This is a genomic window from Acidovorax sp. DW039, from assembly GCF_037101375.1.
Classification (GTDB): Bacteria; Pseudomonadota; Gammaproteobacteria; order Burkholderiales; family Burkholderiaceae_C; genus Acidovorax.
The window spans coordinates 419316-442958 of record NZ_AP029019.1; the positions used below are offsets into that span (position 1 = coordinate 419316).

The 23643-nt window shown below is 62.1% G+C and carries 13 protein-coding genes and 5 pseudogenes; 4 read left to right on the plus strand and 14 right to left on the minus strand.

What is annotated here, in order from left to right; genetic code table 11:
- Positions 1-331: 331 nt before the first annotated feature.
- The 5 genes and pseudogenes from AACH87_RS01855 to istA all read right to left on the minus strand — a co-directional run.
- Entirely contained in the window at positions 332-1288 is a 957-nt protein-coding gene (locus AACH87_RS01855; protein ID WP_338797031.1) for an L-lactate dehydrogenase, read from the minus strand.
- Position 1289: 1 nt separating this feature from the next.
- Entirely contained in the window at positions 1290-2852 is a 1563-nt protein-coding gene (locus AACH87_RS01860) for a DASS family sodium-coupled anion symporter (protein WP_338797032.1), read from the minus strand.
- 349 nt (positions 2853-3201) lie between these two features.
- Positions 3202-3840, minus strand: coding sequence for an MBL fold metallo-hydrolase (locus AACH87_RS01865; protein WP_338797033.1), 639 nt, complete (start codon positions 3838-3840; stop codon positions 3202-3204).
- Positions 3841-4560: 720 nt separating this feature from the next.
- On the minus strand, positions 4561-5490 hold the full coding sequence (locus AACH87_RS01870; protein WP_338798822.1) for an AAA family ATPase: 930 nt from the start codon (positions 5488-5490) through the stop codon (positions 4561-4563).
- 18 nt (positions 5491-5508) lie between these two features.
- Positions 5509-6969, minus strand: a pseudogene (istA, locus tag AACH87_RS01875) (IS21 family transposase); the annotation flags it as partial.
- An 885-nt stretch (positions 6970-7854) separates the two neighbouring features.
- Here istA and AACH87_RS01880 point away from each other — a divergent pair.
- Both AACH87_RS01880 and AACH87_RS01885 read left to right on the plus strand, forming a co-directional pair.
- A pseudogene (locus AACH87_RS01880) lies at positions 7855-8493 on the plus strand (XdhC family protein); the annotation flags it as partial.
- Positions 8492-8857: pseudogene (locus tag AACH87_RS01885) on the plus strand (4Fe-4S dicluster domain-containing protein); the annotation flags it as partial. The pseudogenes AACH87_RS01880 and AACH87_RS01885, both read left to right, overlap by 2 nt.
- Positions 8858-8903: 46 nt before the next feature.
- Here AACH87_RS01885 and AACH87_RS01890 read toward each other — a convergent pair.
- The 9 genes from AACH87_RS01890 to AACH87_RS01930 form a co-directional block, all read right to left on the minus strand.
- Positions 8904-10565 (minus strand): methyl-accepting chemotaxis protein, encoded by a 1662-nt coding sequence (locus AACH87_RS01890; RefSeq protein ID WP_338797035.1) that lies wholly within the window; start codon positions 10563-10565, stop codon positions 8904-8906.
- Positions 10566-10642: 77 nt separating this feature from the next.
- On the minus strand, positions 10643-14305 hold the full coding sequence (locus AACH87_RS01895) for a hydantoinase B/oxoprolinase family protein (RefSeq protein WP_338797036.1): 3663 nt from the start codon (positions 14303-14305) through the stop codon (positions 10643-10645).
- 64 nt (positions 14306-14369) lie between these two features.
- The gene (locus tag AACH87_RS01900; protein ID WP_338797037.1) at positions 14370-15335 is read right to left on the minus strand and encodes a TRAP transporter substrate-binding protein; all 966 of its coding nucleotides are present in this window, start codon (positions 15333-15335) and stop codon (positions 14370-14372) included.
- 38 nt (positions 15336-15373) lie between these two features.
- Positions 15374-16672, minus strand: coding sequence for a TRAP transporter large permease subunit (locus AACH87_RS01905; RefSeq protein ID WP_338797038.1), 1299 nt, complete (start codon positions 16670-16672; stop codon positions 15374-15376).
- 21 nt (positions 16673-16693) lie between these two features.
- A complete protein-coding gene (locus AACH87_RS01910) occupies positions 16694-17203 on the minus strand; it encodes a TRAP transporter small permease (protein ID WP_338797039.1) in 510 nt (169 codons plus the stop codon).
- 105 nt (positions 17204-17308) lie between these two features.
- The gene (locus AACH87_RS01915) at positions 17309-18274 is read right to left on the minus strand and encodes a TRAP transporter substrate-binding protein (protein WP_338797040.1); all 966 of its coding nucleotides are present in this window, start codon (positions 18272-18274) and stop codon (positions 17309-17311) included.
- A gap of 24 nt (positions 18275-18298) precedes the next feature.
- Complete coding sequence (locus AACH87_RS01920) at positions 18299-19075, minus strand: putative hydro-lyase (protein WP_338798823.1); 777 nt, start codon at positions 19073-19075, stop codon at positions 18299-18301.
- Between the two features lie 405 nt (positions 19076-19480).
- The gene (locus AACH87_RS01925; RefSeq protein ID WP_338797042.1) at positions 19481-20392 is read right to left on the minus strand and encodes a LysR family transcriptional regulator; all 912 of its coding nucleotides are present in this window, start codon (positions 20390-20392) and stop codon (positions 19481-19483) included.
- A gap of 397 nt (positions 20393-20789) precedes the next feature.
- A complete protein-coding gene (locus AACH87_RS01930; protein ID WP_338797043.1) occupies positions 20790-22346 on the minus strand; it encodes a methyl-accepting chemotaxis protein in 1557 nt (518 codons plus the stop codon).
- Between the two features lie 175 nt (positions 22347-22521).
- Between AACH87_RS01930 and AACH87_RS01935 the strand changes: the two are divergent.
- Positions 22522-23136: pseudogene (locus AACH87_RS01935) on the plus strand (IS5 family transposase); the annotation flags it as partial.
- Between the two features lie 332 nt (positions 23137-23468).
- Positions 23469-23630: pseudogene (locus AACH87_RS01940) on the plus strand (energy transducer TonB); the annotation flags it as partial.
- Positions 23631-23643 lie beyond the last annotated feature (13 nt).

The window sequence follows — 23643 nt, forward strand, 5'->3', positions numbered from 1 at the left end:
GCAGTGCGGGCCGGTGGCTCTGAGCCATCCCTTTGAACGGCTTCTCAGGAGCTTACCGATGATTACAAAGTGATACATCGTAACCAGTCAGCCCACCCCAGGTCGCGAAAACAGGCGGGGTTTGGCAGGCCTGTTCAGCTGTCTGGTCGATGCTGCTGTCTGACATGCACTGCGACCTTATGCGACCGCCTTGTGCTTTGATGGAAAGCGTGCCTGGCACGCTAGCTATCCGGTAATCGCAGGCAAAAAGCTGGAAATCATTATGGAATAAGCGCAAGATGCTATGAAGTTTGTAGTGATCTCCTGCGGAGCCTTTGAACCCCCATGCCGCTCACACCGCATTTTTGAGCGCCTCCAGACCCCCCGCAATCGTCTGCGCCAACACCTCTGCACTGGTGCGCAGGGCCGTGGCTTCTTCTTCTGCCAGCGGTGGCAGGTAAGGCGTGGAAGCCCCCGTGCGTCCGATCACATGGGGCAGCGAGACGCAGGTGCGTTGCACGCCCAGCAGCTCGGGCAGGTAGGTGGAGACGGTGAACACGCTGCGTTCGTCGCCCACGATGGCCCGCACCAGGCGGGCGATGCAGCCGCCGATGCCGAAGTTGGAGACGCCCTTGCCCGCCTTGATGCGGTAGGCGGCGGTGCGCACGTCTTCGGCCATGGTGCGCTGCAGGGCAGCGTCGATAGGGCGGCCGCTTTGCCGGGCAAAGTCCAGGAGCGGCAGGCCGCCCACCTGGGCGCCCGACCACAGCAGCACTTCCGAGTCGCCGTGCTCGCCCAGCACGTAGGCGTGCACCGAGCTGGGCGACACCTCCAGGTGGTGCGAGAGCCGGTCGCGAAAGCGAATCGAGTCCAGCGTGCAACCGGTGCCAATGGCGCGGCCCGGGGCCACGCCCCAGCGCTGCACGGCAATGGCGGGCATCACGTCCACCGGGTTGGTGGCAAACAGCAAGATGGTGTCGGGTGCGGCGCGCAGCACCTGCTCGGTGATGTGGTCCACGATGCGCAGGTTTTGCTGCAGCAGCTCCAGCCGTGTTTGTCCGGGCTTGAGGCTCGCGCCTGCGGTGATCACCACCACGGCAGCGCCCGCCAGGTCGGCATAACTGCCCTCCTGCACCCGGGCCGCTGTGCCAAAGGCGGCGGCGTGGCCAATGTCGGCGGCCTCGCCTGCAGCGCGGGCGGGGTCCACGTCCACCAGCACGATGTCGCTGATGCCGGGCGTGGACGAGAGCAGGTAGCTGGCGGCGGCGCCGACTTGGCCCGCGCCGATCACTCCGATGCGTGCGCCCATGTCACAGCACTCCCATCATGGGCCACAGCGTGGCTGACAGCAGCAGGATGAGGCCCAGCCCGGCCAGCGTGAGCAGCAGGCCCACCTTGGCAAACTGGCTGGTGCCAAAGGCCCCGGTGCCGTAGCACAGCATGTTCTGCGGTGCGTTGGTGGGCAGGATGAAGCCGAACGAGACGACAAAGCTCTGGATCATGACGATGCCAAAAGCCGTCTCTTTGGACACGGGCAGCGATTGCGCAAACGCAATGAAGATGGGGATGAGCGTGCTGGCCAGCCCCGTGGCCGAGGCAAAGCCCAGGTGCAGCACGATGCTGAACAGAGAGAGCGCACCAATCACCGCCACCACGGGCAGGGCCGACAGGCCCATCTGGCCCAGCGTCTGCTGCGCCAGCCAGGCGGCTGCGCCGGTCTTGGACAGCAGGTTGCCCAGCGAGATGGACGCGGCAAACAGCACCACCGTGCCCCAGGGCACGAGCTTTTCGGCCTGCGACCAGTGCATCACGCCGATCTTGGGCATGAGCAGCAGGGCAATGCACAGTTGCGTGGTGGTGGTGGTGTCAAACGGGTGCAGCATGCCTTCGGTGGACCACATCACCAGCAGCAGCAGGGCCACGGCGATCAGGCGCTTTTCAGGGGCGGTGACGGGGCCCAGGGCCTGGAGCTGCTCGCGCAGCTTTTCGGTGGCGTTTTCGCTGGATTCAACCGAGGGCTTCAAGATCCACAGCGACACGAAGAACAGCACCACGCTCATGCCCAGGGTGAAGGGCAGGGCTGTGAGGAACCACTGGCTCCAGGTCACGGAGTGGCCAAACGTGGTCTGCATGAAATTCAGGCTGATCAGGTTCTGCGCCGCGCCGGTCTTGATGGCCATGTTGAAGATGGAGCAGGCCTGCGCGGTGACGATCATCAGCGCCGCGCCCAGGCTGCTGCCCACGGGCAGGCCCAGTGCGGCGGTGATGCCCACCATGATCGGGATCACTGCGCCCACGCGCGCTGTGGCCGATGGGATGAACAGCGCCAGCACAAAACCCACCAGCATTGCGCCCACCGTGAGCCGCGCGGGCGAGATGCCCACCCGGCTCATCACGATGAGGGCCACGCGCTTGTCCAGCCCCGTGTGCTTGAGTGCCACGGCCAGGAACAGCGCGGCGGCCACCAGCAGCACGGCGGTGGACGAGAAGCCGCCCAGCATGGTGGTCAGCGCATCGGCTGAGTTCATCGGCTTGGCACCGGGGGTGAGGGACTTGCCCATCAACCCCAGCACCGCCATGCCGGTGAGGATGACGGCGCTGTTGGCGGGCGATACGCATTCGCTGATCCACAGCGTGATGACCAGTGCCAGCAGCGCCAGCGCCACTTGCCCGGAGGCCGTGAGGCCCGCAGGTGTGGGCAGCATCAGCACCAGGCCATACAGCGCCACGGCCAGGATCAGAAAGCCGAACTTGCGGTTGGAGCTGGGCTCGGGATGCGAGGTGATGGGGGGCGCAGTCTGTGCTGCGGAAGGCGTTGTCGAGGAGCTGCTGGGTGCAGCAGAAGCGGAAACAGAAGCAGGAACGGATGACATGAGAGAACACTTTCTTGTTGTGTCCGGTGGCTCATGTCCGCGGCGGGATCGCCGCCACGGCACACGGGCCACCGGAAGAGGCGGCACCTCCGCGCCGCCCTGTGCCACAGCATGCTCCCGCAGCGGGGGGACAGTGTTGATGCGGATCAAGCCTCGGCGGTATGGTCTTCACTGCTCGCAAACGCGATCGTCGCAAATGAAAAAGCGCAGGCAGCTATCAAATCAATAGCTGCCTGCGCTTTATTTATGAGCGCTATGGGGTGTTTTTGCTCAGATCCTGGTTGCCGTCCCCTGAATTTGCGCCCAACCCGGATGATCTGCCTGGTGGGCAGGGCTTGTTCAGAAAGCCTCAGGTATTGCCCACATAAGGGTTCGTCTTGCGCTCGCGCCCGAAGGTGCTTTCGGGTCCATGGCCCGGGATAAACACCGTCTGGTCCCCCATGGGCCACAGGCGCTGGGTGATGCTGTCGATGAGCTGCTGGTGATTGCCTTGCGGAAAGTCCGTGCGGCCAATGCTGCCCGCAAACAGCACATCGCCCACAAACGCCCGGTCAATCTGCGGTGCATGAAACACCACATGGCCCGGTGTGTGGCCCGGGCAATGGCGCACGTTCAGCGTTTCATGGCCCACTTGCACCGTGTCGCCATCCTGCAGCCAGCGCGTGGGCGTGAAATGCTGCGCGGGCGGAAAACCGAACATCGCGCTTTGCTGGGGCAGCCCATCAATCCAGAACTGATCCCCCGGATGCGGCCCCACGATAGGCAACTGCATGCGCTGCGCCAGCTCCCCCGCCCCGCCCGCGTGGTCGATATGGGCATGGGTCAGCCAGATCTGCGTGAGCGTCAACCCCCGGCGCTGCACTTCAGCCAGCAGCACGTCCAAGTCCCCTCCCGGGTCCACTACAGCGGCTTGCTGGGTGACATCGCACCACAGGAGAGAGGCGTTCTGCTGGAAAGCGGTGACGGGGATGGTTTCGTAGTGGAGCATGGAAGAATGAAGGGAGTGCTGAACAAAGTTTTAAAAAACTGAACATAGTTTCAAAGCTCGGTTCGTCGCAGATCTAGCGGCCCAAAACAAAGTCTCAAAATATGTTGAACTGATTGGACTTTATCAATCGTTCGCGTGGCCTGGCGTACCTGATAGGCGAGGAACGGAATAGCAAGGGGCAGCGCCGACTTTGCAAACTGCTGAAGAGTGGACAAGATGCGCAATTTCGCTAAGAGAGGCGTGACCGTGGTGCTGAGCGCAGGTCTGACTCCAACATGATCGTAAAAATAAACTCTGTAACCTAAAAATAAAACCTGTAATGGTGATGTGCGCCTTTAGCCATGGTTTCCTCGCGCCTCAGTTGAGGCGCTTTTTGTTTTCAGAACGCGAAGGCATGAAGGTGGTTGGATAGCTGCTTCAGGCTGGGAGCGGGTCGTCAGTCATTCCTGGCCAATGACCGCTCATTCCCCGACCGGGCATCTGGCTGGTTAGCGCAGTGCCTCAACCAGGCGGCGGGAGCGAAACCAGGGGCTCAGTAGTGGTTGAATTACGGATGCTCCACGGTCCGAGATGATCGGAGCCGAGGCATATGACAACAGCGGGTGCTGTCGAGTTGGTGCGCCTACGTCCGGAAACCATTCATCCACCCGATGCCATACATGGGCACCAGTTGCGGGGAGCGGGCCTGCATGGATATATCGCGCCTTCGGTTTGTCTTGGCTATGCCCGCGCTGGTATTCCCTGCCGATTACGTTTGTCCACTGCCACGCGGAAAGCTTCAAGGTTTTCGATGTCTGCCAAGAGTTCTTCTGGATCCGGAATTGGAAGCCGTCCAACCGGGCTGGCCGCATCGTGCTCAAACTTCGAGCTCTTCGACATACCAGCTTCTATCTGCTTGTAGTCATCGTCAGTCACTACAACGGCTTTGAGCTTTTGTGTGGACACGCCTTCGCCAAAACGCTGGACAACGCCATTGAACAAGACCTCTTCGACGCAACGCTCCCAGGCTAGGCGCAGTCGCCCGTAAGCCGCAGTCGTTAGCATTCGATGGCGGTCATCATCTCCGTCTTTCTTGGCTCGCTGGGCATCTACCTGCATTTGCCGTAATTGACCCACACGCGCCTTGGTTCCTTCGACATCGAACGGGAGACTTTGGGAGTGAACGCCAAAGCCGTTGGCAGTCCTTCGGATGTAGTTCTTGGCCAGCGATGCGCCAACGGCCTCAGCCTTCTGCTCCAAGATTGCGAGGAAGTAGATGTCGTGGGTGAAGATGATCACCTGCCTGACTTTTGATTCATGCGCGAGGCGCTCTGCCACCTCCCACCGGCGTCGATGGTCAAGGGAGGAGACGGGGTCGTCAAAGACGATGCCACCTTTGCCCTTTCCGAGTTTGATCTCCGCCAAGAAGGATGCGATGGCGATCGCACGTTGTTCACCTTCGCTTAGGACTGCGGATGGCGCGCCACCTCCGGGAAGCTGCAGCGTCAGCTTGAATTGAGTTTTGCCCCCTGGGGACTCGGGCTTCATGCCGATATACAGCTCATGGACTTTGAGGCAGCGAAGCTCAGCATTGAGCGCATCAGCGAGTTCTTGGCTGGCCATCGTCCGTGAAAGCTCTGTGGATTTGCGAGATATCGCGCGTGTATCCATTGCATTGATGCACGCCTGCAGCTTGAGGGCCTGGGGCGAGGTGACCGGTGCTGGGGCGGGCTTACCGTCCAGCAGGCGGTGGAGCACGTTCAGGATGTGGGTCTTGCTGGCAGCCCCTGACTCCAGTGCCAACTCCACTGCAGCGAGCACAGCTTGTTCATCGTGGTGCAGCACCAGAGCCAGAACCTCCACCATCTCTCGGTCGCCGCCTGGCTGCTTCAAGAGGGCGGCCTGCAGGCGCTTGAAGGCTGCTGGCAGTTCCAGGAATGGAACACCATTGCGCAAGGCCCCGGGCTTGCGCTGCAGCACTGCTAGGTAGTGGCGCCAGTCGTACACGGTCTGTCCCGCACCATGGTGGTTACGCTCGATCAGGCGCTGATGCTCGCACACGATCTGGCCTTCGGCGGCGACCACCAGGCGATCGGCGTAGACCCGCAGGCTCACCGGCCGATTGGCATACGGCGCCGGCACGCTGTAGCGATTGCGCTCGAAGTGGACCAAGCAGGTGGGTGAGACGCGCTTGGTGTGCTCCACAAAGCCATCGAAGGACCGGGGCATCGGCATCAAGGTTGCCTTCTCTTGAGCCCAGACATCCGCGACGGTGCCCGGCAGCTTGCCGTGCTCGATCTCGTGCCACAGCGCCACGCAGCGCTCTTCAAGCCAGGCATTGAGATCGGGCAGGCTTGGGAATGGAGGCACTACTTGCCACAGGCGATGGCGGGCATCGCGCACGTTCTTCTCCACCTGGCCCTTCTCCCAGCCCGAGGCCGGGTTGCAGAACTCGGCCTCGAACAGGAAGTGGCTGACCATGGCCGCAAAGCGCGCATTGACGTCGCGCTCCTTGCCACGGCGCACCCGGTCTACAGCGGTGCGCATGTTGTCGTAGATGCCACGGCGGGGAACGCCACCCAGGACTACGAATGCATGGTTGTGGGCATCGAACAGCATCTCGTGCGTCTGCAGGGGGTAGGCGCGCAGGTAGAACGCTCGGCTGTGGCTGAGCTTGAAGTGGGCTACCTGCAGCTTGGTGCGCACTCCGGCGAGAACAGCCCAGTCCTCGCTCCAATCGAATTGGAACGCCTCGCCGGGGCCGAAGGCCAAAGGCACAAAGGTGTCGCAGCCGGTGGTCGGCTGGGCCACCAGGCGTTGTTCTTGCCAGAGGCGGACAAAGGCCGCGACCCGTTTGTAGGAGCCGGTATAGCCCAGCGCCTGCAGATCGGCGTATATCTGCTTGACGGTACGCCGCTGCTTGCGGGATCGGCCAGCTTCCGTCTTGAGCCAGCCCGAGAGCTTCAAGGCAAAGGGATCGAGCTTGGAAGGGCTGACCCGCTTGGCATAGTGCGGCTCGGCCTCGCCTGCGCGCAGGTACTTGCGAATGGTGTTGCGCGAGAGGCCCGTGCGGCGGGCGATCTCCCTGATGGACAGCTGCTCTCGCAGGGCCCAGCGCCTGATGACACTCAGTGTTGCCACGTCTATCACTCCTGGTCTCCTGCTGCTCAACAAAGCAGCAGGTTAGGGTTAGTACGTGGGTCAGATTTAGATGGAAATCCTGGGGACTAGTGGGTCACTTCTGCGTGGAAATCAACAGCATTACCCCTCCTTGGACTTGCCTACGCCGAACTCAACCACAGGTTCGTTGCTGGCGACATTGCTACCGGAACTTTGAACAGAACAGCTTGAGCGGTCGGCCCGCTGGGCCCACGTATGGTAGCTGCACCTCCGTATGCAATTTGCGCCGCACATGAGTCGTCAGCGGCAGTTCGTCCGTTCATGCAGTAGCCATTCCCGTGGCTTGACGGATACGGCCTTTCGGCGTTGTTGTATGGAGAGGTACGCATAGATCGAGGCGTACCACAACAGTCAAATTTTCACGACTATCCAGTGCTTCGAATGTCGGAAATGCCTAACATTCCCGTACGCATCATGGAGAGTTCAGCGCCTCCTGGAGGGGTGGGTGAGCCAGCCTTGCCTCCGCTACTCCCTGCCGTCGCCAATGCCGTTGCTCGTCTGACAGGCAAGCGGGTGACGCGACTCCCGCTATCTCTGGAATAGCCAATTGGCTGAGCTCTTGATGCAGAGACGTACGTGATCGTTTCCTCTGGGCGGGAAAATCCTAGACATTGCGCAAGGTGCAAACCCTCTTGCTAGGTGACCGCCTCTGATGTGGGCGCCCGCGGCAGCGCTAATCCAAAAGGATAGCTGATCTCAGGCAAAGCTCGATGCCTGCAACAGGCGGCGTCTACTGCTGACCTGCATGCTGCAGTCGAATGCCAACTGCAGTGTGCGTTTGTACAGCGAGATCGTGAGCAATCCTCAGCGCAGTTGTTCGTCAATCGCAAATTGAACTTTTGAACAAGAGAGAATGTGGAAAACTTGGATGTGATGGTGTTGCGCACGCTGCAGGTCTGGCGGGCTGCGGGTCGCCGTGCACTGCTGGCCACGGTGGTGCGCACTTGGGGTTCTTCGCCGCGACCGGTGGGGTCCATCATAGCGCTGTGCGAGGACGGTGCGGGAGTGGGCTCGGTGTCCGGCGGCTGCATCGAGGACGACCTGATTGACCGGCACACTCGCGCCTATGCGCGCGTGGCGGGTGCGTCGGCCCGTGATGCCGCGAGCCGGCGCATTCCCAGCGGGCCGCCCACCTTCGTCAAATACGGCATCACTGCAGACGAGGCCCACCGCTTTGGCCTGCCCTGCGGCGGCACGCTCGAGTTGCTGCTGGAGTACGACCCCGCCCCTAGCGCGCTGACGGATCTGATCCGCGCCCTGGAGGCCGGCCGCCTCATGCAGCGCACGGTGTGCCTGTCCGACGGCGCCGTGACGCTGCTCGCTGCGGCAGCGCCCGCCGAACTGGTGGTGGACGATGTGCAGCTCACCAACACCTTTGGGCCGGAATACCGCATGCTGCTGATTGGCGCGGGCCAGCTGACGGAGTACCTGGCCACCATGGCGCTCTTCAACGGCTTTGCCATCATTGTGTGCGACCCGCGCGAGGAATACCGCGGCAGAGTGCAAGCCCATCGACTACCTCAAGCCCGATGGCAAGCTGACGTTTGACCGCCTCTCCAGCGTGTTCATCAGCAACACCCACCACGAAGAGAACCAGCCCGCGCACCTGACGCTGAAAGACGCGAGCGTGCCGGTCAACATCAATCTGGCCAAGTACGCTGGCCCTGAGGCACGCTACTGCCCCGCAGGCGTGTACGAATTTGTGCCCGACACCGCTCAGGGTGGCAATGCCCAGCGCCTGCAGATCAACGCGCAAAACTGCGTGCACTGCAAGACCTGCGACATCAAGGACCCCACGCAAAACATCGTGTGGGTGACGCCCGAAGGGGGAAGTGGCCCGAACTACGCAGGCATGTAAGCTACGAAATCGATAGCATGCACACTGACTGTAGTAGCACAGGCCATCACGCAGCGGTGCGCGTAAGTTGAAATTTACCCATCGCGTGCGCGAGCCGGTTGGCCTGGTCCTTGAGGCTCTGGGCCGCTGCAGCTCCCTCTTCCACTAGCGCTGCGTTTTGCTGTGTCATGTGGTCCAGCTGGTCCACCGCGTGGCTCACCTGGCCGATCTGCGTGCTCTGCTCACTGCTGGCGGCGTTGATCTCGGACATAAGCATGGTCACGCGCTCCACACTCTGCACGATGTCGCCCATTGTGGCACCCGCAGTCACCACCAACCTAGCCCCATCGCTCACCTTGGTCACACTGTCGGAAATCAATGCCTTGATCTCGCGCGCTGCGTTGGCGCTGCGCCCGGCCAAGCTGCGCACCTCGCTGGCCACCACCGCAAAGCCGCGCCCCTGCTCACCAGCACGTGCTGACTCCACAGCCGCATTGAGCGCAAGGATATTGGTTTGGAACGCAATGCCGTCAATAATGCCCACAATGTCGGCTATTTTCTTGCTACTGGCATTGATCTCCTCCATGGTCTTGACCACTTGGTTGACCACTTCGCCCCCCCTGCCGGCCACCTCTGTGGCGTTGAGCGCCAGCGCGTTAGCCTGGCGCGTACTGTCGGCATTGGTTGCGACCATCTGCGCCAGCTGCGCAATACTGGCCGCCGTTTGCTGCAGGTTGCTGGCCGCATGTTCGGTACGCACGCTCAGGTCGGTGTTACCCGCAGCCACTTCGGAGCTGGCGACATGGATGGATTCACCCGAGTCCCGCACCTCAGTCACCACGTAGTGCAGCGACTCGACCATCTTGTCCAGCGCAGTAAGTAACTGGCCGATCTCGTCGGTGCGCTGGGTTTGCATACGCACCGTGAGGTCGCCCTGCGCCACCACGGCAGCCGCCTGGGAAGCTTGGCGCAACGGCAACACGATGGAGCGCCGCAGCAGCAAACCAAACAGCGCCGAAAGCGCCACCACGACCACAACGGCAATTGCGCTGATCCACTGCGCTCGCCAAGCGTCAGCAATCATACTGTCGCTCGCCTTCAACGATGCCCGCTCCGAAGCGCCCAGCAACTGGTCTATGGCCTTAAGGTACTGGACCAAGGCAGCCGAATGCTCCTGCAGCTCTTTTTGACTGATGATCTTGGACTCGAGGGCATTCTGTACCAATGCATCGCGCAGCACCGCATAACGCTGCCGTTGCACCTGGACCTCGGCCCACAGGGGTTTAGTGCTTTCAGCGGTCGAAGCTTGGGTCAAGGCAGCCTCGATGCGCTGGCGCAGGGCATCCTCAGCCGCCAACTGGGTACGCATTTCGGCTACCAGGGGGAACACATCGGACGAGAGCGTAGCGCGCAAGGCAATCTGGCCGATATGAACAGACTGGGTTTTCCAGTCACGCACCGAGCGCTCGATGGGCAACTGTTCCACCGTTAAGATTGCCGCCTGGCGGCCAGTGCCCACGCCCGTCATCCAAGTGATCGCCCCCAGCAGCGCCACAGCCAAGCCCAGGACCCCAAAGCTGGCCGCGAGCTTCTGGCCGACGCTAAAGCTGCGCCGAGCCTGCGCACGCGCCATGGGACGCCGGGCTTCGAAAGCCATCGGAGTATCCACAGGCATTCCAGACAATGCGGTGCGATAGGTTGCACCAGATGACGTGGGTAAATAGTCCATGAGCGTTCTCTTGGTTAAGCCATACACGGCAGGTCTGAGCGATGGGCCGAGCGTAGTGCTGCGCTCGCCCCCCGTGTTCAATGCGAAATAGACTCTCCAAACCCGCCACCGCCGGGTGTAGATATCTCAAACACATCGCCAGGCTCCATCAGTGCGGAGCCGATGTGGCCCAGCTCCTCAACTTGGCCGGTGGCACGCAGCACGCGGTTGGCACCAGGCCTGCCAGGCTGGCCGCCCGCCATGCCAAAGGCAGGGTTCAGGCGCCCGTTCGAGAGGATGCTGGCCGTCATCGCCTCCAGGAACCGCACGCGCCGCACGCCCCCATCCCCACCAACCCAGCGGCCTGCACCGCCCGAGCCGCGCAGAATCTCGTAGCTGTCGAGCACCACCGGGAAGCGGAACTCCAGCACCTCGGGGTCAGTGAGGCGCGAGTTGGTCATGTGGGTCTGGACCACGCTGGTGCCGTCAAAACCGCGCACCGCCCGGCCTGTGGCGTCCAGCACCGCACCCGCACCGCTGCCACCGGCAATGGTTTCGTAGTACTGGTACTGCGCATTGCCGAAGGTGAAGTTGTTCATGGTGGGCTGGCTGCCCGCCATCACACCAAGGGCGCCAAACAGCGCGTTGGTGATGCAGGTGGAGGTCTCCACATTGCCCGCCACCACCGAGGCCGGCGGGTTGGGGTTGAGCATGGAGCCTTGCGGGATGATCACCTGCAGGGGCTTGAGGCAACCGGCGTTGAGCGGGATGTCGTCGTCCACCAGCGTGCGGAACACATACAGCACGGCCGCCATGCACACGGCACGCGGGGCGTTGAAGTTGTTCATCTGCTGCGGGCTGGTGCCTGCAAAGTCGATGACCGCGCTGCGCTCGGCCACATTGACCTTGACCGACACGCTGATCTGCGCGCCGTTGTCCAGCGGCAGGGTGAAGCTGCCGTCCTTGAGCTGCGTGATCACACGGCGCACCGACTCTTCGGCGTTGTCCTGCACATGGCGCATGTAGGCCTGCACGACATCCAGGCCAAACTGGTCCACCATCTTCGACAGCTCCTGCACGCCTTTTTCGTTCGCCGCGATCTGTGCGCGCAGGTCGGCCAGGTTCTGTTGCGGGTTGCGGCTGGGGTATGGCGTGGTGCCGCCGCCCGTGGCCAGCAGGGTGCGCACTTCCTCTTCCAGAAAGATGCCCCGGTCCACCAGCTTCACGTTGTTGATCTGCACGCCCTCCTCGTCGATGCGCGTGGAGAACGGGGGCATGGAGCCCGGTGTGGTGCCGCCAATGTCCGCGTGGTGGCCCCGGCTGCCCACATAAAACGTGGGCTCGTTGCCCTCGGCCACGTACACCGGGGTGATCACCGTCACATCCGGCAGGTGGGTGCCCCCGTGGTACGGGTCGTTGAGCATGTACACGTCGCCCGGGTGCATCTTGCCCGCGTTCTCGCGGATCACGGTCTTGATGCTCTCGCCCATGGACCCCAGGTGCACGGGCATGTGGGGCGCGTTGGCGATCAGGTTGCCGGCCGCGTCGAATAACGCGCAGCTGAAGTCCAGACGCTCCTTGATGTTCACCGAGTAGGCCGTGTTCTGCAATTGCAGCCCCATCTGCTCGGCAATGTTCATGAACAGGTTGTTGAACACCTCCAGCAGCACCGGGTCCACGGTGGTGCCTGCGGCGTACTGCACCTTGCGGGCGGTCACGCGGTCTAGCACCAGGTGGTCCAGGTCGGTCAGGCGCGCAGACCAGCCGGGCTCCACCACGGTGGTGGTGTTCTTCTCGGCAATGATGGCCGGGCCGGGGATCACGTCGCCGGGGTGCAGGTCCTCGCGCACCACCAGGGCCGCGTCGTGCCAGGCGCCGCCCGAGTACATCTGGACCACCTCGCGCTGCGGGTGCTTGCGGTGCGGGTGCACGGGCAGGCGCGGCTCGGCAGGGGCGTCACCGGCAATCATGGCTTCGACCGACACGGCCTCCACCACCAGGCCCTTGCCGGCCATGAGGAAGGCAAAGCGCTGGCGGTAGGCGGCCTCAAAGGCTGCCTGGATGCTGGCCATGTCGCCAAACGGCACGACCAGGGCCGAATCCGTGCCCTCATAGCGCACATGCACGTTATGGCGCACCTGCACGGGGTTGGTGCTGACCTGCTGGCGCTCCAGCTCGGCCTGCGCGGCAGCGCCCAGCGTATCCAGGCGCTCGGCGATCAAGGGCAGAGATTCAGCCGCCAGCGGCATCTCCACCGCCTGCTCGCGGATCACGGTCTGGTCGGCCAGGCCCATGCCATAGGCGCTGAGCACACCTGCCAGCGGGTGCACGAACACGCGCGACATGCCCAGGGCATCGGCCACCAGGCAAGCATGCTGGCCGCCTGCACCACCAAAGCACTGCAGGGTGTAGCGCGTCACGTCATAGCCGCGCGCCACGCTGATCTTCTTGATGGCGTTGGCCATCTGCTGCACGGCAATCTGGATGAAGCCTTCGGCCACTTCTTCGGGCTTGCGCTGGGTCTGCGTCGCAATCTCTTCAAAGCGGACGCGCACCGCGTCGGCGTCCAGCGTTTCGTTGGCTGCGGGGCCGAACACGCTGGGGAAATAACGGGGCTGCACCTTGCCCACCATCACGTTCGCATCGGTCACGGCCAGCGGGCCGCCCCGGCGGTAGCTCACAGGGCCTGGGTTGGCACCAGCGCTCTCGGGACCCACGCGAAAACGGGCACCGTCATACGCCAGCACCGAGCCACCGCCCGCCGCCACCGTGTGGATACTCATCATGGGAGCGCGCATGCGCACCCCCGCCACGTGGGTCTCGAACTCGCGCTCGAAGGCCCCGGCGTAGTGGCTCACATCGGTGGAGGTGCCGCCCATGTCGAAGCCAATAACTTTTTCGTGCCCGGCCAGGCCCGCTGTGCGCGCCATGCCGACGATGCCGCCTGCAGGGCCGGACAGGATCGCGTCCTTGCCCTGGAACGTGCCCGCATCGGTGAGGCCCCCTGAGGACTGCATGAAGAACAGCTTGACGCCCGGCATCTCGTCGGCCACCTGCTCCACGTAGCGGCGCAGGATGGGCGACAGATACGCATCGACCACCGTGGTGTCGCCCCGGCTCACGAACTTCATCATGGGGCTGGTTTCGTGCGAGGTGCTGATCTGCGTGAAGCCGACCTCTTTGGCAATGCGCTTGGCTGCCTGCTCGTGCTGGGTGTAGCGATAGCCATGCATGAACACAATGGCCACGCTGCGCAGGCCACGCCCGTAGGCGGCCAGCAGGTCGCCGCGCAGGGTGGCTTGGTCCAGGTTCTGCAGCAGGTTGCCATGGGCGCCCATGCGCTCGCGGGCCTCGATGACCTCGGTGTAGAGCAGCTCGGGCAGCTGGATGTGGCGGTCGAACAGGCGCGGGCGGTTCTGGTAGGCGATGCGCAGCGCGTCCTTGAAGCCTTTGGTGGTGACCAGCAGTGTGGGCTCGCCCTTGCGCTCCAGGAGCGCGTTGGTGGCCACCGTGGTGCCCATCTTCACGCACTCCACCAGCGCCGGGGTCACCGGCTCGCCAGGCTGCAGGCCCAGCAGGTGGCGAATTCCCGCCACCGCGGCATCCTTGTACTGCTCGGGGTTTTCAGACAGCAGCTTGTGTGTGGTGAGCGAGCCGTCGGGCCGCTTGGCCACGATGTCGGTGAAGGTGCCGCCCCGGTCAATCCAGAACTGCCAGCGGTTGCCGGCCGGTGCGGTGGTCATGGTGGAGGGTGCTTGCATGGTGATTGGACTCACTGGTTAACGGATGAACTGAAGAACTAACGGACCGGCGTTGGAAGTCGGACTAGCGTTGGAAGTAATAGGGAATGAAAATCTTGTTGGCTTCGTTGCCCACCGACTGCACCCATTCGCGGGAGAAGCGTTCGCCCAGGCGCTTGAGTTCGGTGTCCAACTCGGCGGATGCGCGTTCGACCTTGATGCCCTTGCGCTGCAGCTCGCCTACCGACTCCTCGGCCACGGCGGCGCTCAGGGCCCAGCCACGTGTCTCGGCCTCTGCTGCCATCTGAGTCACGGCCTGGCGCGCGGCCGGGGGCAGCGCATCAAACGCCTGCTGGTTTACAAACACGATGTTCTTGGGTAGCCAGGCATTGATGCCGTAGTACTGCTTGATCTGGCCCCAGACCTGGTTCTCCACCCCGGTCAGTGCCGAGGTGATCATGGAGTCGAGCTTGCCCGCCGACAGCGCCTTGTTGACCTCGACCATGGGCACGTCCACCGGGGTGGCCCCCAGCAGCTCGGCAATGCGCACGGTGGCCGGGTTGTAGGTGCGCATGCGCGTTCCCTTGAAGTCGGCCGACGAGCGCACCGGCCCGATGGAGAACAGCCCCTGGGGCGGCCAGGGAACCGCATACAAAGCCTTGAGGCCTTTGGCTGCAAAGTGCACGTCGATCAGCGGGCGCTGCAGGTCCCACAGGCGGCGCGCATCGGCGTAGCTGCGCACCAGAAATGGCACGGTGTCAGCCCCGGCAATGGGCATACCCTGCACCAGGCTGGTCATGATGGTTTCGCCCGCCTGGGCCTTGCCGTCCTGCACGGCCTGGGGGATTTCGCCCAGCTTGAACAGCGTGTTGTTGGCATGGACCTCGATGCGCAACGCCCCGCCCGAGGCGCGCTCCATGTCTTGCGCAAATTGCACCACATTGCGGGTGTGGAAGGACTCTGCGCGGTAGCCTGTAGCCAGCTTCCACTGCGTCTGGGCGCGCAGCACCGGGGCCACGGCAAGCGCGGCCAGCAACACAACGGTTTTCATGGGGGACTCCTGTGCAGGCTGGGCAGCAATGCGGTGGATCAGCCCTGCATCTGGCGCGGCAGCCAGAGCACCACGTCAGGCACGAAGTAGGTCATGATGACTGCCACGATCATCAGGGCGAACAGCGGCAGCGCGGTGCGGGCAATCCAGGTGACTTCACGGCGCGTCATACCCTGCAGAACGAACAGGTTGAAGCCCACGGGCGGCGTGATCTGCGCCATCTCGACCACCAGCACGATGAAAATGCCGAACCACACCAGGTCAAAGCCCGCAGCCTCCACGGTGGGCAGCAGCACGGCAATGGTCAGCACCACCATGGAGATGCCGTCCAGGAAGCAGCCCAGCAGGATGAAGAACACGATGAGCAGCAGCATCAGCGCAAACGGCGAGAGGTGCAGCGCGCCGATGAACTCGGCCAGGTGACGAGGCAGGCCGATGAAACCCATGGCCAGCGTGAGGAAGGCTGCGCCCGCCAAAATGAGGCCGATCATGCAGTACACACGGCAGGCAGCCACCAGGCCTTCCTTGAAGCGGGCCCAGTTGAGCGAGCCCTCGATCTTGGCCAGGATCAGCGACCCGGCCACACCCAACGCTGCGGCCTCGGTGGCCGTGGCGATGCCGCTGTAGATGGCACCCAGCACCACCACGATGAGCGAAACCACGGGAATCAGGTGGCGCGAGGCATAGAGCTTCTGTGCAAAGCTCAGCTGGGCATCGGGCGCAGGCACCTTGTCCTTGTTGAACAGCGCCCACACGACGATGTAGCCCATGAACAATGCCGCCAGCAGCAGGCCTGGAATCACACCCGCCAGGAAGAGCTTGGAGATCGACACATTGGCCGCCACGCCATAGACGATCATGATGATCGACGGCGGAATGAGCAGGCCCAGCGTGCCCGCCCCAGCCAAAGTGCCTACCGAAATGTCTTCGGGGTAGCCGCGCTGCTTGAGTTCAGGCAGTGTGATCTTGCCGATGGTGGCGCAGGTGGCGGCCGATGAGCCCGAGATGGCGGCGAAGATGGTGCAACCCACCACGTTGACGTGCAGCAGGCGGCCGGGCAGGCGCTCCAGCCACGGGGCCAGGCCCTTGAACATGCTGCTCGACAGCTTGCTGCGGAACAGGATCTCACCCATCCACAGAAACAGGGGCAAAGCCGTCAGCGTCCAGCTGGAGGTGGACCCCCAGATCGTCAGCATCATGCTGTCGCCTACGGGGCGGTTGGTAAAAAGCTCCATGCCGAACAGGGCCACTGCGAGCAGTGACAGGCCGATCCACAGACCCGATCCGAGCACTGCGAACAGCATAACGATCAGGCCCAAAGCGATGAGGACGTCCATGATGGTGTCTCCGGATTCGGGTTACTCGGAACGCGCTGATTCGGACACGGCCATGAAGGCCACCCCCTGAAAGCGCAGAACAAGGGCATGGGCAAACGACAGCGCAAAGCCGATGCAGCCCATGGCCATGCTGAGCTGCGGGATCCACAGCGGCGAGGCGTCGGCTGCGGGCGAGATGTCGTGCGTGATGTAAGAAATCCAGACCGAGCGCACGGCATACCAGGCGATGTAGACCGTGAGCACCAAGGCGGCACTCAGGCAGAACCATTCGAAGGCCGAGCGCAGGCGCGCTGGTAGGCGGTCCAGCACCAGCGTCACGCGGATGTGGTCGCCGTTTTGCAGCGTGCTGGGCAAGGCGAAGAACAGCGCAGCGGCGATGGCGTAGCCTGCGTACGCATCGAGCCCGTCGATGTTCAGGTGGATGACTTCGCGGGCAAACACGCTCAGCGTGACGGCGGCGAACGCAGCCAGCATGGAGATGCCGGACAGCAGCATCAGCAGCCGGTAGAAATTTCGGACGAGTTTGTCCATGGCGTACTCCGGTAACGCTTGAAAAATGAAAAGGGAGTGGCTGGAAACGGGGCAGCACGCACGGGGGCGCTGCCCGGCCCCTTGGCGGGGCCTGGAGCGCGGCGCTTACTTCTTGCGGTAGGCGTCGATGATGGCCTGGCCCTCGGCACCGACCGACTTCACCCAGTCGGCGGTCATCGACTCGCCAATGCTGGCGAGTTCCTTCTTGATGCTGTCGCTGGGCTCAGCCACCGTCATGCCCTTGGCGGCCAGCTCCTTGATGAACTCCTTGTCCACCCGCTCGCTGGTGGCCCAGCCGCGCGCTTCTGCATCGGCTGCAGCTTTCAGCACAGCGTCCTGCAAGGGCTTTTCGAGCGCATCAAAGGCTTTCTGGTTGACCACCGTGGCATTGCGCGGCAGCCAGGCGCTGACGGGGTAGAAATACTTGACCTGCTCGTACAGCTTGGACTCCACACCGCTGGCGCTCGACGTCAAGAAGTTCTGCACGGTGTTGGTGGCCAAGGCCTGGCCCAGTTCGGACAGCTGGATCGTGACGGGCTGGGCTTTGAGCAGCTGCGCAATGCGGGTGGTGGCTGGGTTGTAGGCGCGCATCTTGGTGCCTACGAAGTCTGCTGGCGTGCTCACAGGCTTGAGCGAATACAGCGACTGGCCGGGCCATGGCACGGTGAACAGCACCTTCACCCCCTGCGATGCCAGCAGCTTCTCTTGCGCAGGCTTGGCAGCCAGGTACAGGCGCTTGGAGTCTGCGTAGCTCGTGGCGAGGAAGGGGATGGAATCCACGCCGAAGAGCGGGTTCTCGTTGGATGCGCCCGAGAGGATGAACTCGGCGGAGGGCACCTGCCCGGTCTGCACGGCACGCTTGATCTCGTTGGCCTTGTACAGCGAACCACCGGGGTGCACGGTGATCTTGAGCTTGCCGCCCGTTAGCTTGTCCACATCGGTGGCGAACTGCTGCACATTTTGCGTCTGGAAACTGTTGGCACCGTAGCCGGTGGGCAGGTCCCACTTGACCTGGGCCTGGGCCGCGCACACGCTGAGGGCGGTCGTCATACACAGTGCAAATTTTTTCATGGTGAGACTCCTGGGGTAAGCCGCTTAGAAGCTGGCGAGTTGGTGGTTGAGAAGATCGGTGACCAGCATGCAACCTGGGGCATGGGTGATGCAGAACGCTGGTTGGGCGTTGAGGATGGCGGACTGCGGCGTGACGCCACAGGCCCAGAACACAGGGATTTCGTCAGGCAACAGCGCCACGGCGTCGCCGTAGTCGGGCTTGGCAATGTCAGCAATGCCGATGAGTGCCGGGTCGCCAATGTGCACCGGTGCGCCATGCACGTTAGGGAAACGCGAAGTGACCTGCACCGCGCGGATCACATCGGCCGCAGGCATGGGCCGCATGGACACCACCATGGCGCCGCCGAAGGGCCCTGCGGGTTCGGTAGCGATGTTGGTACGGTACATGGCCACGTTCTTGCCCTCGTTGATGTGGCGCAGGCTGATGCCGGCGTCTTGCAACGCCGACTCGAACGAGAACGAGCAGCCGATCACAAAGGTCACGAGGTCGGTGCGCCAGAGGTCGGTGATGTCAGTCACCTCTTGGGCCAGCTCGCCGTGGCGCCAGATGCGGTATTGGGGCACGTCGCTGCGGATGTCGATGCCCTGCCCCAGCGAAGGCAGCGTGACCTGGCCGGGCGCACTCACGGCCAGCACCGGGCAGGGCTTGGGGTTGCGCTGGCAAAAGCGCAGAAAATCACCCGCCTGCACCTCGGGCAGGATCACCAGGTTGCCCTGCACCCGGCCATGCGCCAGGCCGCTGGTGTGCGATGCCCAGGCCCCTTGCCGGACGACGCTGCGCACGTGGCCGGGGTTGTTGATGCCCTCGGCGCCAAACACTGCCAGCGCTTTGTCTTGAGCTGAATCCACCGTATTTCCTTGCATTGAGAAATGTCAATTGCATGACGTTGGGCGGATTGTGTTGGGCTGCACTGCCTGCTGGCAAATTCGAAAATTTTCTCTTAGCTCATCGATTTTTTCGATGCACTTCATTGGGGCAGAGCGAACCAAACTGGTGCTCTAGGATTAACCCTTATTTGAAATTTAGGGGTTAACCCGAACAAAAAATTGCACTCTCATCGCTGTAGCGCGTGCGTGTGCTGGCAGTGCTGCTTCCCCGCTCCGCGTCCGTGCGACGCCGGACAAACATTGCAGCCGCTGCGCTCCATGCACTGCGCCGGTGCATGGAGCGCATAAAAGTGCGCAAAGAAGCGCGTACGGGACCGCTCAGGCGCGTGCTTTGCGCACCTTGGATGGCGGCTGTTGCGCGTCGATAAAGCTGAGCGCCGAGCGCACAACGGCCTCCATGGCCGGAGACGAGGGGTCTTCGCGGTAGCTCACGTGGATGGGCAGAGGCTTGAGCGCGGTATCGCAGGCCAGCGCACGCAGGTCCGGGAACGCCAGCAGCCGCTGCACGGCCAGCCGGGGCAGCGTCGCCACGCCAAAGCCGCCCTGCACCAGCTGGACCATGGCCGAGATGGACGAGATGGTGTGCACGCAGCGCGGCTCCACCTGCGCCTGGCGCAGCGTGTCGAGCAACGACACGTGCGGCTGCGAGCCGCGCTGAAAGGTCAGGATGTCGGCCCCTGCAAAGTCTTCGAGCGCGTAGCGGCGCTTGCGGTGCGTCTTGCTGTTGCCCACAAACACCATCTCCATGGGCGTCACCGCCTGGCTGCGGATGCCGTCCGCCGCTGCCGGCAGGGCTGCGAACACGGCATCCAGGGTGCCGCGGCGGATCTGGTCGAGCAACATGGGGGTGGTCTCCACCGTCAGCTCCAGCTCCAGCAGCGGGTTGTCCTTGCGCAGCTGCTCCACCCACGGGATGAGCCATGAATGCAGCACCGATTCGATGGCGCCGAGGCGGATCGACACCTCCAACGGGCCACCCGATCCCATCTCGGACTTGAGCTGGCGCTGCAGCTCCAACATGCGCTTGGCGTAGACCAGAAAACGCGCCCCGGCCACGGTGAGCTTGAAGTGCTTGTCGCGCCGGTCGAGCAGCAGCACGCCCAGTTCCTCTTCCAGCGCGGCGATGCGGCTGGACATGGCCGACTGCGTGAGGAACAGCTTTTCGGCCGCACGCGTCACACTTTTGAGGGAGGCCACCCAGTAAAAGGCTTCGACAAATCGCAGGTTCATGGAGGAGGCTCCAAGACACATTTCAGCAGCCGCCGAATGCTCCTATTTCAATAGCTTAACGAGCCTGATTGCAAAGCGAAAATGGTCATTTTTATCAGCAGTTTAAACAACGAGGTGCACGTTGCCAAAAGGTAGGCTTAGACAAGTAAGTGAAGATGACTTGTGTGACCTGCCAGTCAACCCAAGTGCACCATGAACTACACCCATCTGAGCCAAAGCGAACGTTACCAAATCCAAAGCCTTGTGGACGGGACGGGACTCAACGAGAACTACAATGGGTTAATACGCTACTACTTCCCCAAAGGTAGTGACTTGTGCGGGACGCATGAGGTCTTCCGTGGCGACCCTCAGGCTATGGTGAACGCGCCACTCAATGGTGGACTGCGGCGATCGAAGATCAGAGCCGAAAGGATGTTATGAGGCGAGCGAGCTTTTGGGACTCGTCTTGAAGCACTTGGGTAGCCGCAGATGATTCCTCAACCAATGCTGCATTTTGCTGGGTCACCCGGTCCATGTCGCTTACGGCGAGCCCTACCTGTTCAATGCCAGAGCTTTGTTCTTGGCTTGCAGATGCAATTTCGGTGACGAGCCCCGTGATGCTACGCACCGTCGTGACTACTTCACGCATAGTCTCCCCTGCCTTGTCGACCAAGGCCGCACCCGTCTCAATGCGCTGAGCCGATGCGCCGATGAGTTGTTTGATTTCTTTCGCAGCCTCGGCGCTGCGCTGGGCCAAATTGCGCACTTCACTGGCTACCACAGCAAACCCTCTGCCTTGCTCACCAGCACGGGCTGCTTCTACCGCAGCGTTAAGCGCAAGAATGTTAGTTTGAAAAGCAATGCCATCGATTACGCCGATGATCTCGGAGATTTTCTTGGATGCCTCGGTTATGCCGTTCATAGTGTGTACTACTTCATTTACCACCGCGCCTCCCTGTTCAGCTACTGCCGACGCACCCGTGGCGATTTCCCGCGCATGCCGCGCGTTTTCAGCGTTTTGGCGCACCGTGGCCGTCAGTTCCTCCATGGAGGCAGCCGTTTCTTCCAGAGAACTAGCTTGGCTTTCCGTGCGCTGCGAAAGGTCCAGGCTCCCGGTTGCGATCTCTGATGCCGAGTGGCTGATAACGCCCGCAGTCTCGTGAATGCGCGTGACCAACTCATGCAGTTGTTCGCGCATTCTCTCTACTGCGGCAATGACACTACCCTCGGGGGCGCTGCGTTCTTCATCTTCTTTGGACCGCGACAAATCACCGGCTGCAATGCGGTTGGCGATATCGGATGCGGCGGAGGGCTCTCCACCGATGGCATTGAGAACGCTGCGTGTTGCAGTCCACGCAATCAGCGTCAAGACGGCGCCTAGTGCGGCTAGCGCTGCAACCGACTTGATGACGCTTGAGACGAATGCCTTCTGGATGTCGTCAACGTAGTCGCCCGCGATGAGATCCCAACTCCAAGCAGTCGAACGTTTGGCGTATGCAACCTTCTCACTGGGTTCTTTCTCACCGGGCCGAGGCCACCAGTAGGTCAGATAGCCATTTCCTTGTGAGGATGCGGCGGTGGAGGCAATCATTCGATACAAAAGATTACCCTTGGCATCTTTGAAATCGCTCATGTTTTTGCCGTTAATTCCAGGGCTGGCTGGGTTGTTCAGCACCACAGACTCGGTAGTGATGCTAGTGACGTAACCTGCCCCGTTCGCGTAACGCAACTGACCAACCCGGGCAATAGCAGTCGCTTTGGCTTCGTCCTCACTCAACTTTCCTGCTTTGGCTTCTGCCGCAATGGAGGAGATCAAACTGTCTGCAGCGTCTACGATATCTTTGAGCGCCTGTCGTCTCGCCTCAAATGCGTTTGACCTGGCATCGTAGGCGTTGATCATGGTCAGTGAAAGCAGTGCTAATAGACTGAAAGCTATCGGCGCAAGCAACTTTTGACGAAGGGAGAGAGATCGCATGGCACTAGGTTTTTTGAGCTGATCTTGTAATTCATAGTACTTAGAAATTCATGTTGTTTCTATTTATTGCTCTTCATTGGCAAAAATGCACAGTTGTTACGTAGCGGCCGGGCAACAACTATCCGGAAAGAAAACCGTGTTGATTTCCACGCAGAAGTGACTCACTAAGGAAATCCTGCAAAACCTTGCGAACAGCCTGATAAACGGCAACACAGTCAAGCGCAGCCGCAAGCGCGAGTTCCTGGATGCCATGGAACTGGTGGTCCCCTGGGCCGAGTTGGTCTCGCTGATAGATCCCTACGCCCCCGAGAGTGGTCGCCGGGGTCAGCAGCCCTTTGCAGTGCAAATCCTGCTGCGCATCCACTTCATGCAGCAATAGTTCAAGCTGAGCGATCCCGCCATGGAAGAAGCGCTGCACGACGTGCCAGCCTTTCGGGACTTTGCGGGCCTGACCCACTGGGACGAACAGATTCCCAATGAATCGAGCATCCTGCGGCTTAGGCATCTTCTGGAACGCCACAAGCTGGCCGATCAGATCCTGGCCACGGTCAATGCGCTGCTGAAGGCCAAAGAGCTGCAGCTCAAAGCAGGCACGGTGGTGGATGCCGCCTGGATTGCAGCGCCCAGCTCCACCAAGAACAAGGACAGAAAGCGCGACCCAGAGATGCATTCGAGCCAAAAGGGCAATGAGTGGCACTTTGGCATGAAGGCGCACATTGGGGTGGACGCGGACTCAGGCCTGGCGCATGCGGTCATTGGCACCTCGGGAAACGTGGCAGACGTTGTGGAGGGCAAGGATGGCAAGCGTGAGTCTGTGGAAGTAAAGGCACCTGTGCGGGCCCTGGGTGCTGGTGTGCAGCCTGCTGCCCACGGTGGTCACACGCATTGAGACAGTGTGTGAGAGAGCCTCGTGTGGCTTTGTGCCCGCATCACTTCCGCTGAGTGAGGTAGGTCTGTGTGCGTAGTTTCACTTCGTTGTTGAAATCGCCGTAAAAATAGCTACCAGCGCTTATTCTGTAAGCGCTGGCAGCTATCATTTTTATGTCGCAGCCAGATCGTTTTGCCCCTTCCGGGGGTGTGAGCCGCAATACCGTCATCGTCGGCAGCGTCGTGCTTTTCCACATTGCCGCCATCTGGGCACTGCAGTCAGGTCTGGTGCGCAAGGCCGCCGAGGTGATCGTGCCGGCAGAGCTTCTCAGCGAATTCATTGCGCCGCCCGCTCCCAAGGTTGCGCCGCCGCCGCCCAAGCCTCCAGCGCCAACCCCACCCAAACCCGCGCCCAAGCGGCGGTATCGAG

What these genes read in the sequence shown, in the direction of transcription:
- AACH87_RS01890 (WP_338797035.1), bottom strand. Translation starts at nt 10,565, where the DNA reads ATGGACTATTTACCCACGTCATCTGGTGCAACCTATCGCACCGCATTG.
- AACH87_RS01915 (WP_338797040.1), bottom strand. Translation starts at nt 18,274, where the DNA reads ATGAAAAAATTTGCACTGTGTATGACGACCGCCCTCAGCGTGTGCGCG.
- AACH87_RS01870 (WP_338798822.1), bottom strand. Translation starts at nt 5,490, where the DNA reads ATGGATACACGCGCGATATCTCGCAAATCCACAGAGCTTTCACGGACG.
- AACH87_RS01865 (WP_338797033.1), bottom strand. Translation starts at nt 3,840, where the DNA reads ATGCTCCACTACGAAACCATCCCCGTCACCGCTTTCCAGCAGAACGCC.
- AACH87_RS01860 (WP_338797032.1), bottom strand. Translation starts at nt 2,852, where the DNA reads ATGTCATCCGTTCCTGCTTCTGTTTCCGCTTCTGCTGCACCCAGCAGC.
- AACH87_RS01925 (WP_338797042.1), bottom strand. Translation starts at nt 20,392, where the DNA reads ATGAACCTGCGATTTGTCGAAGCCTTTTACTGGGTGGCCTCCCTCAAA.
- AACH87_RS01900 (WP_338797037.1), bottom strand. Translation starts at nt 15,335, where the DNA reads ATGAAAACCGTTGTGTTGCTGGCCGCGCTTGCCGTGGCCCCGGTGCTG.
- AACH87_RS01895 (WP_338797036.1), bottom strand. Translation starts at nt 14,305, where the DNA reads ATGCAAGCACCCTCCACCATGACCACCGCACCGGCCGGCAACCGCTGG.
- AACH87_RS01930 (WP_338797043.1), bottom strand. Translation starts at nt 22,346, where the DNA reads ATGCGATCTCTCTCCCTTCGTCAAAAGTTGCTTGCGCCGATAGCTTTC.
- AACH87_RS01905 (WP_338797038.1), bottom strand. Translation starts at nt 16,672, where the DNA reads ATGGACGTCCTCATCGCTTTGGGCCTGATCGTTATGCTGTTCGCAGTG.
- AACH87_RS01910 (WP_338797039.1), bottom strand. Translation starts at nt 17,203, where the DNA reads ATGGACAAACTCGTCCGAAATTTCTACCGGCTGCTGATGCTGCTGTCC.
- AACH87_RS01855 (WP_338797031.1), bottom strand. Translation starts at nt 1,288, where the DNA reads ATGGGCGCACGCATCGGAGTGATCGGCGCGGGCCAAGTCGGCGCCGCC.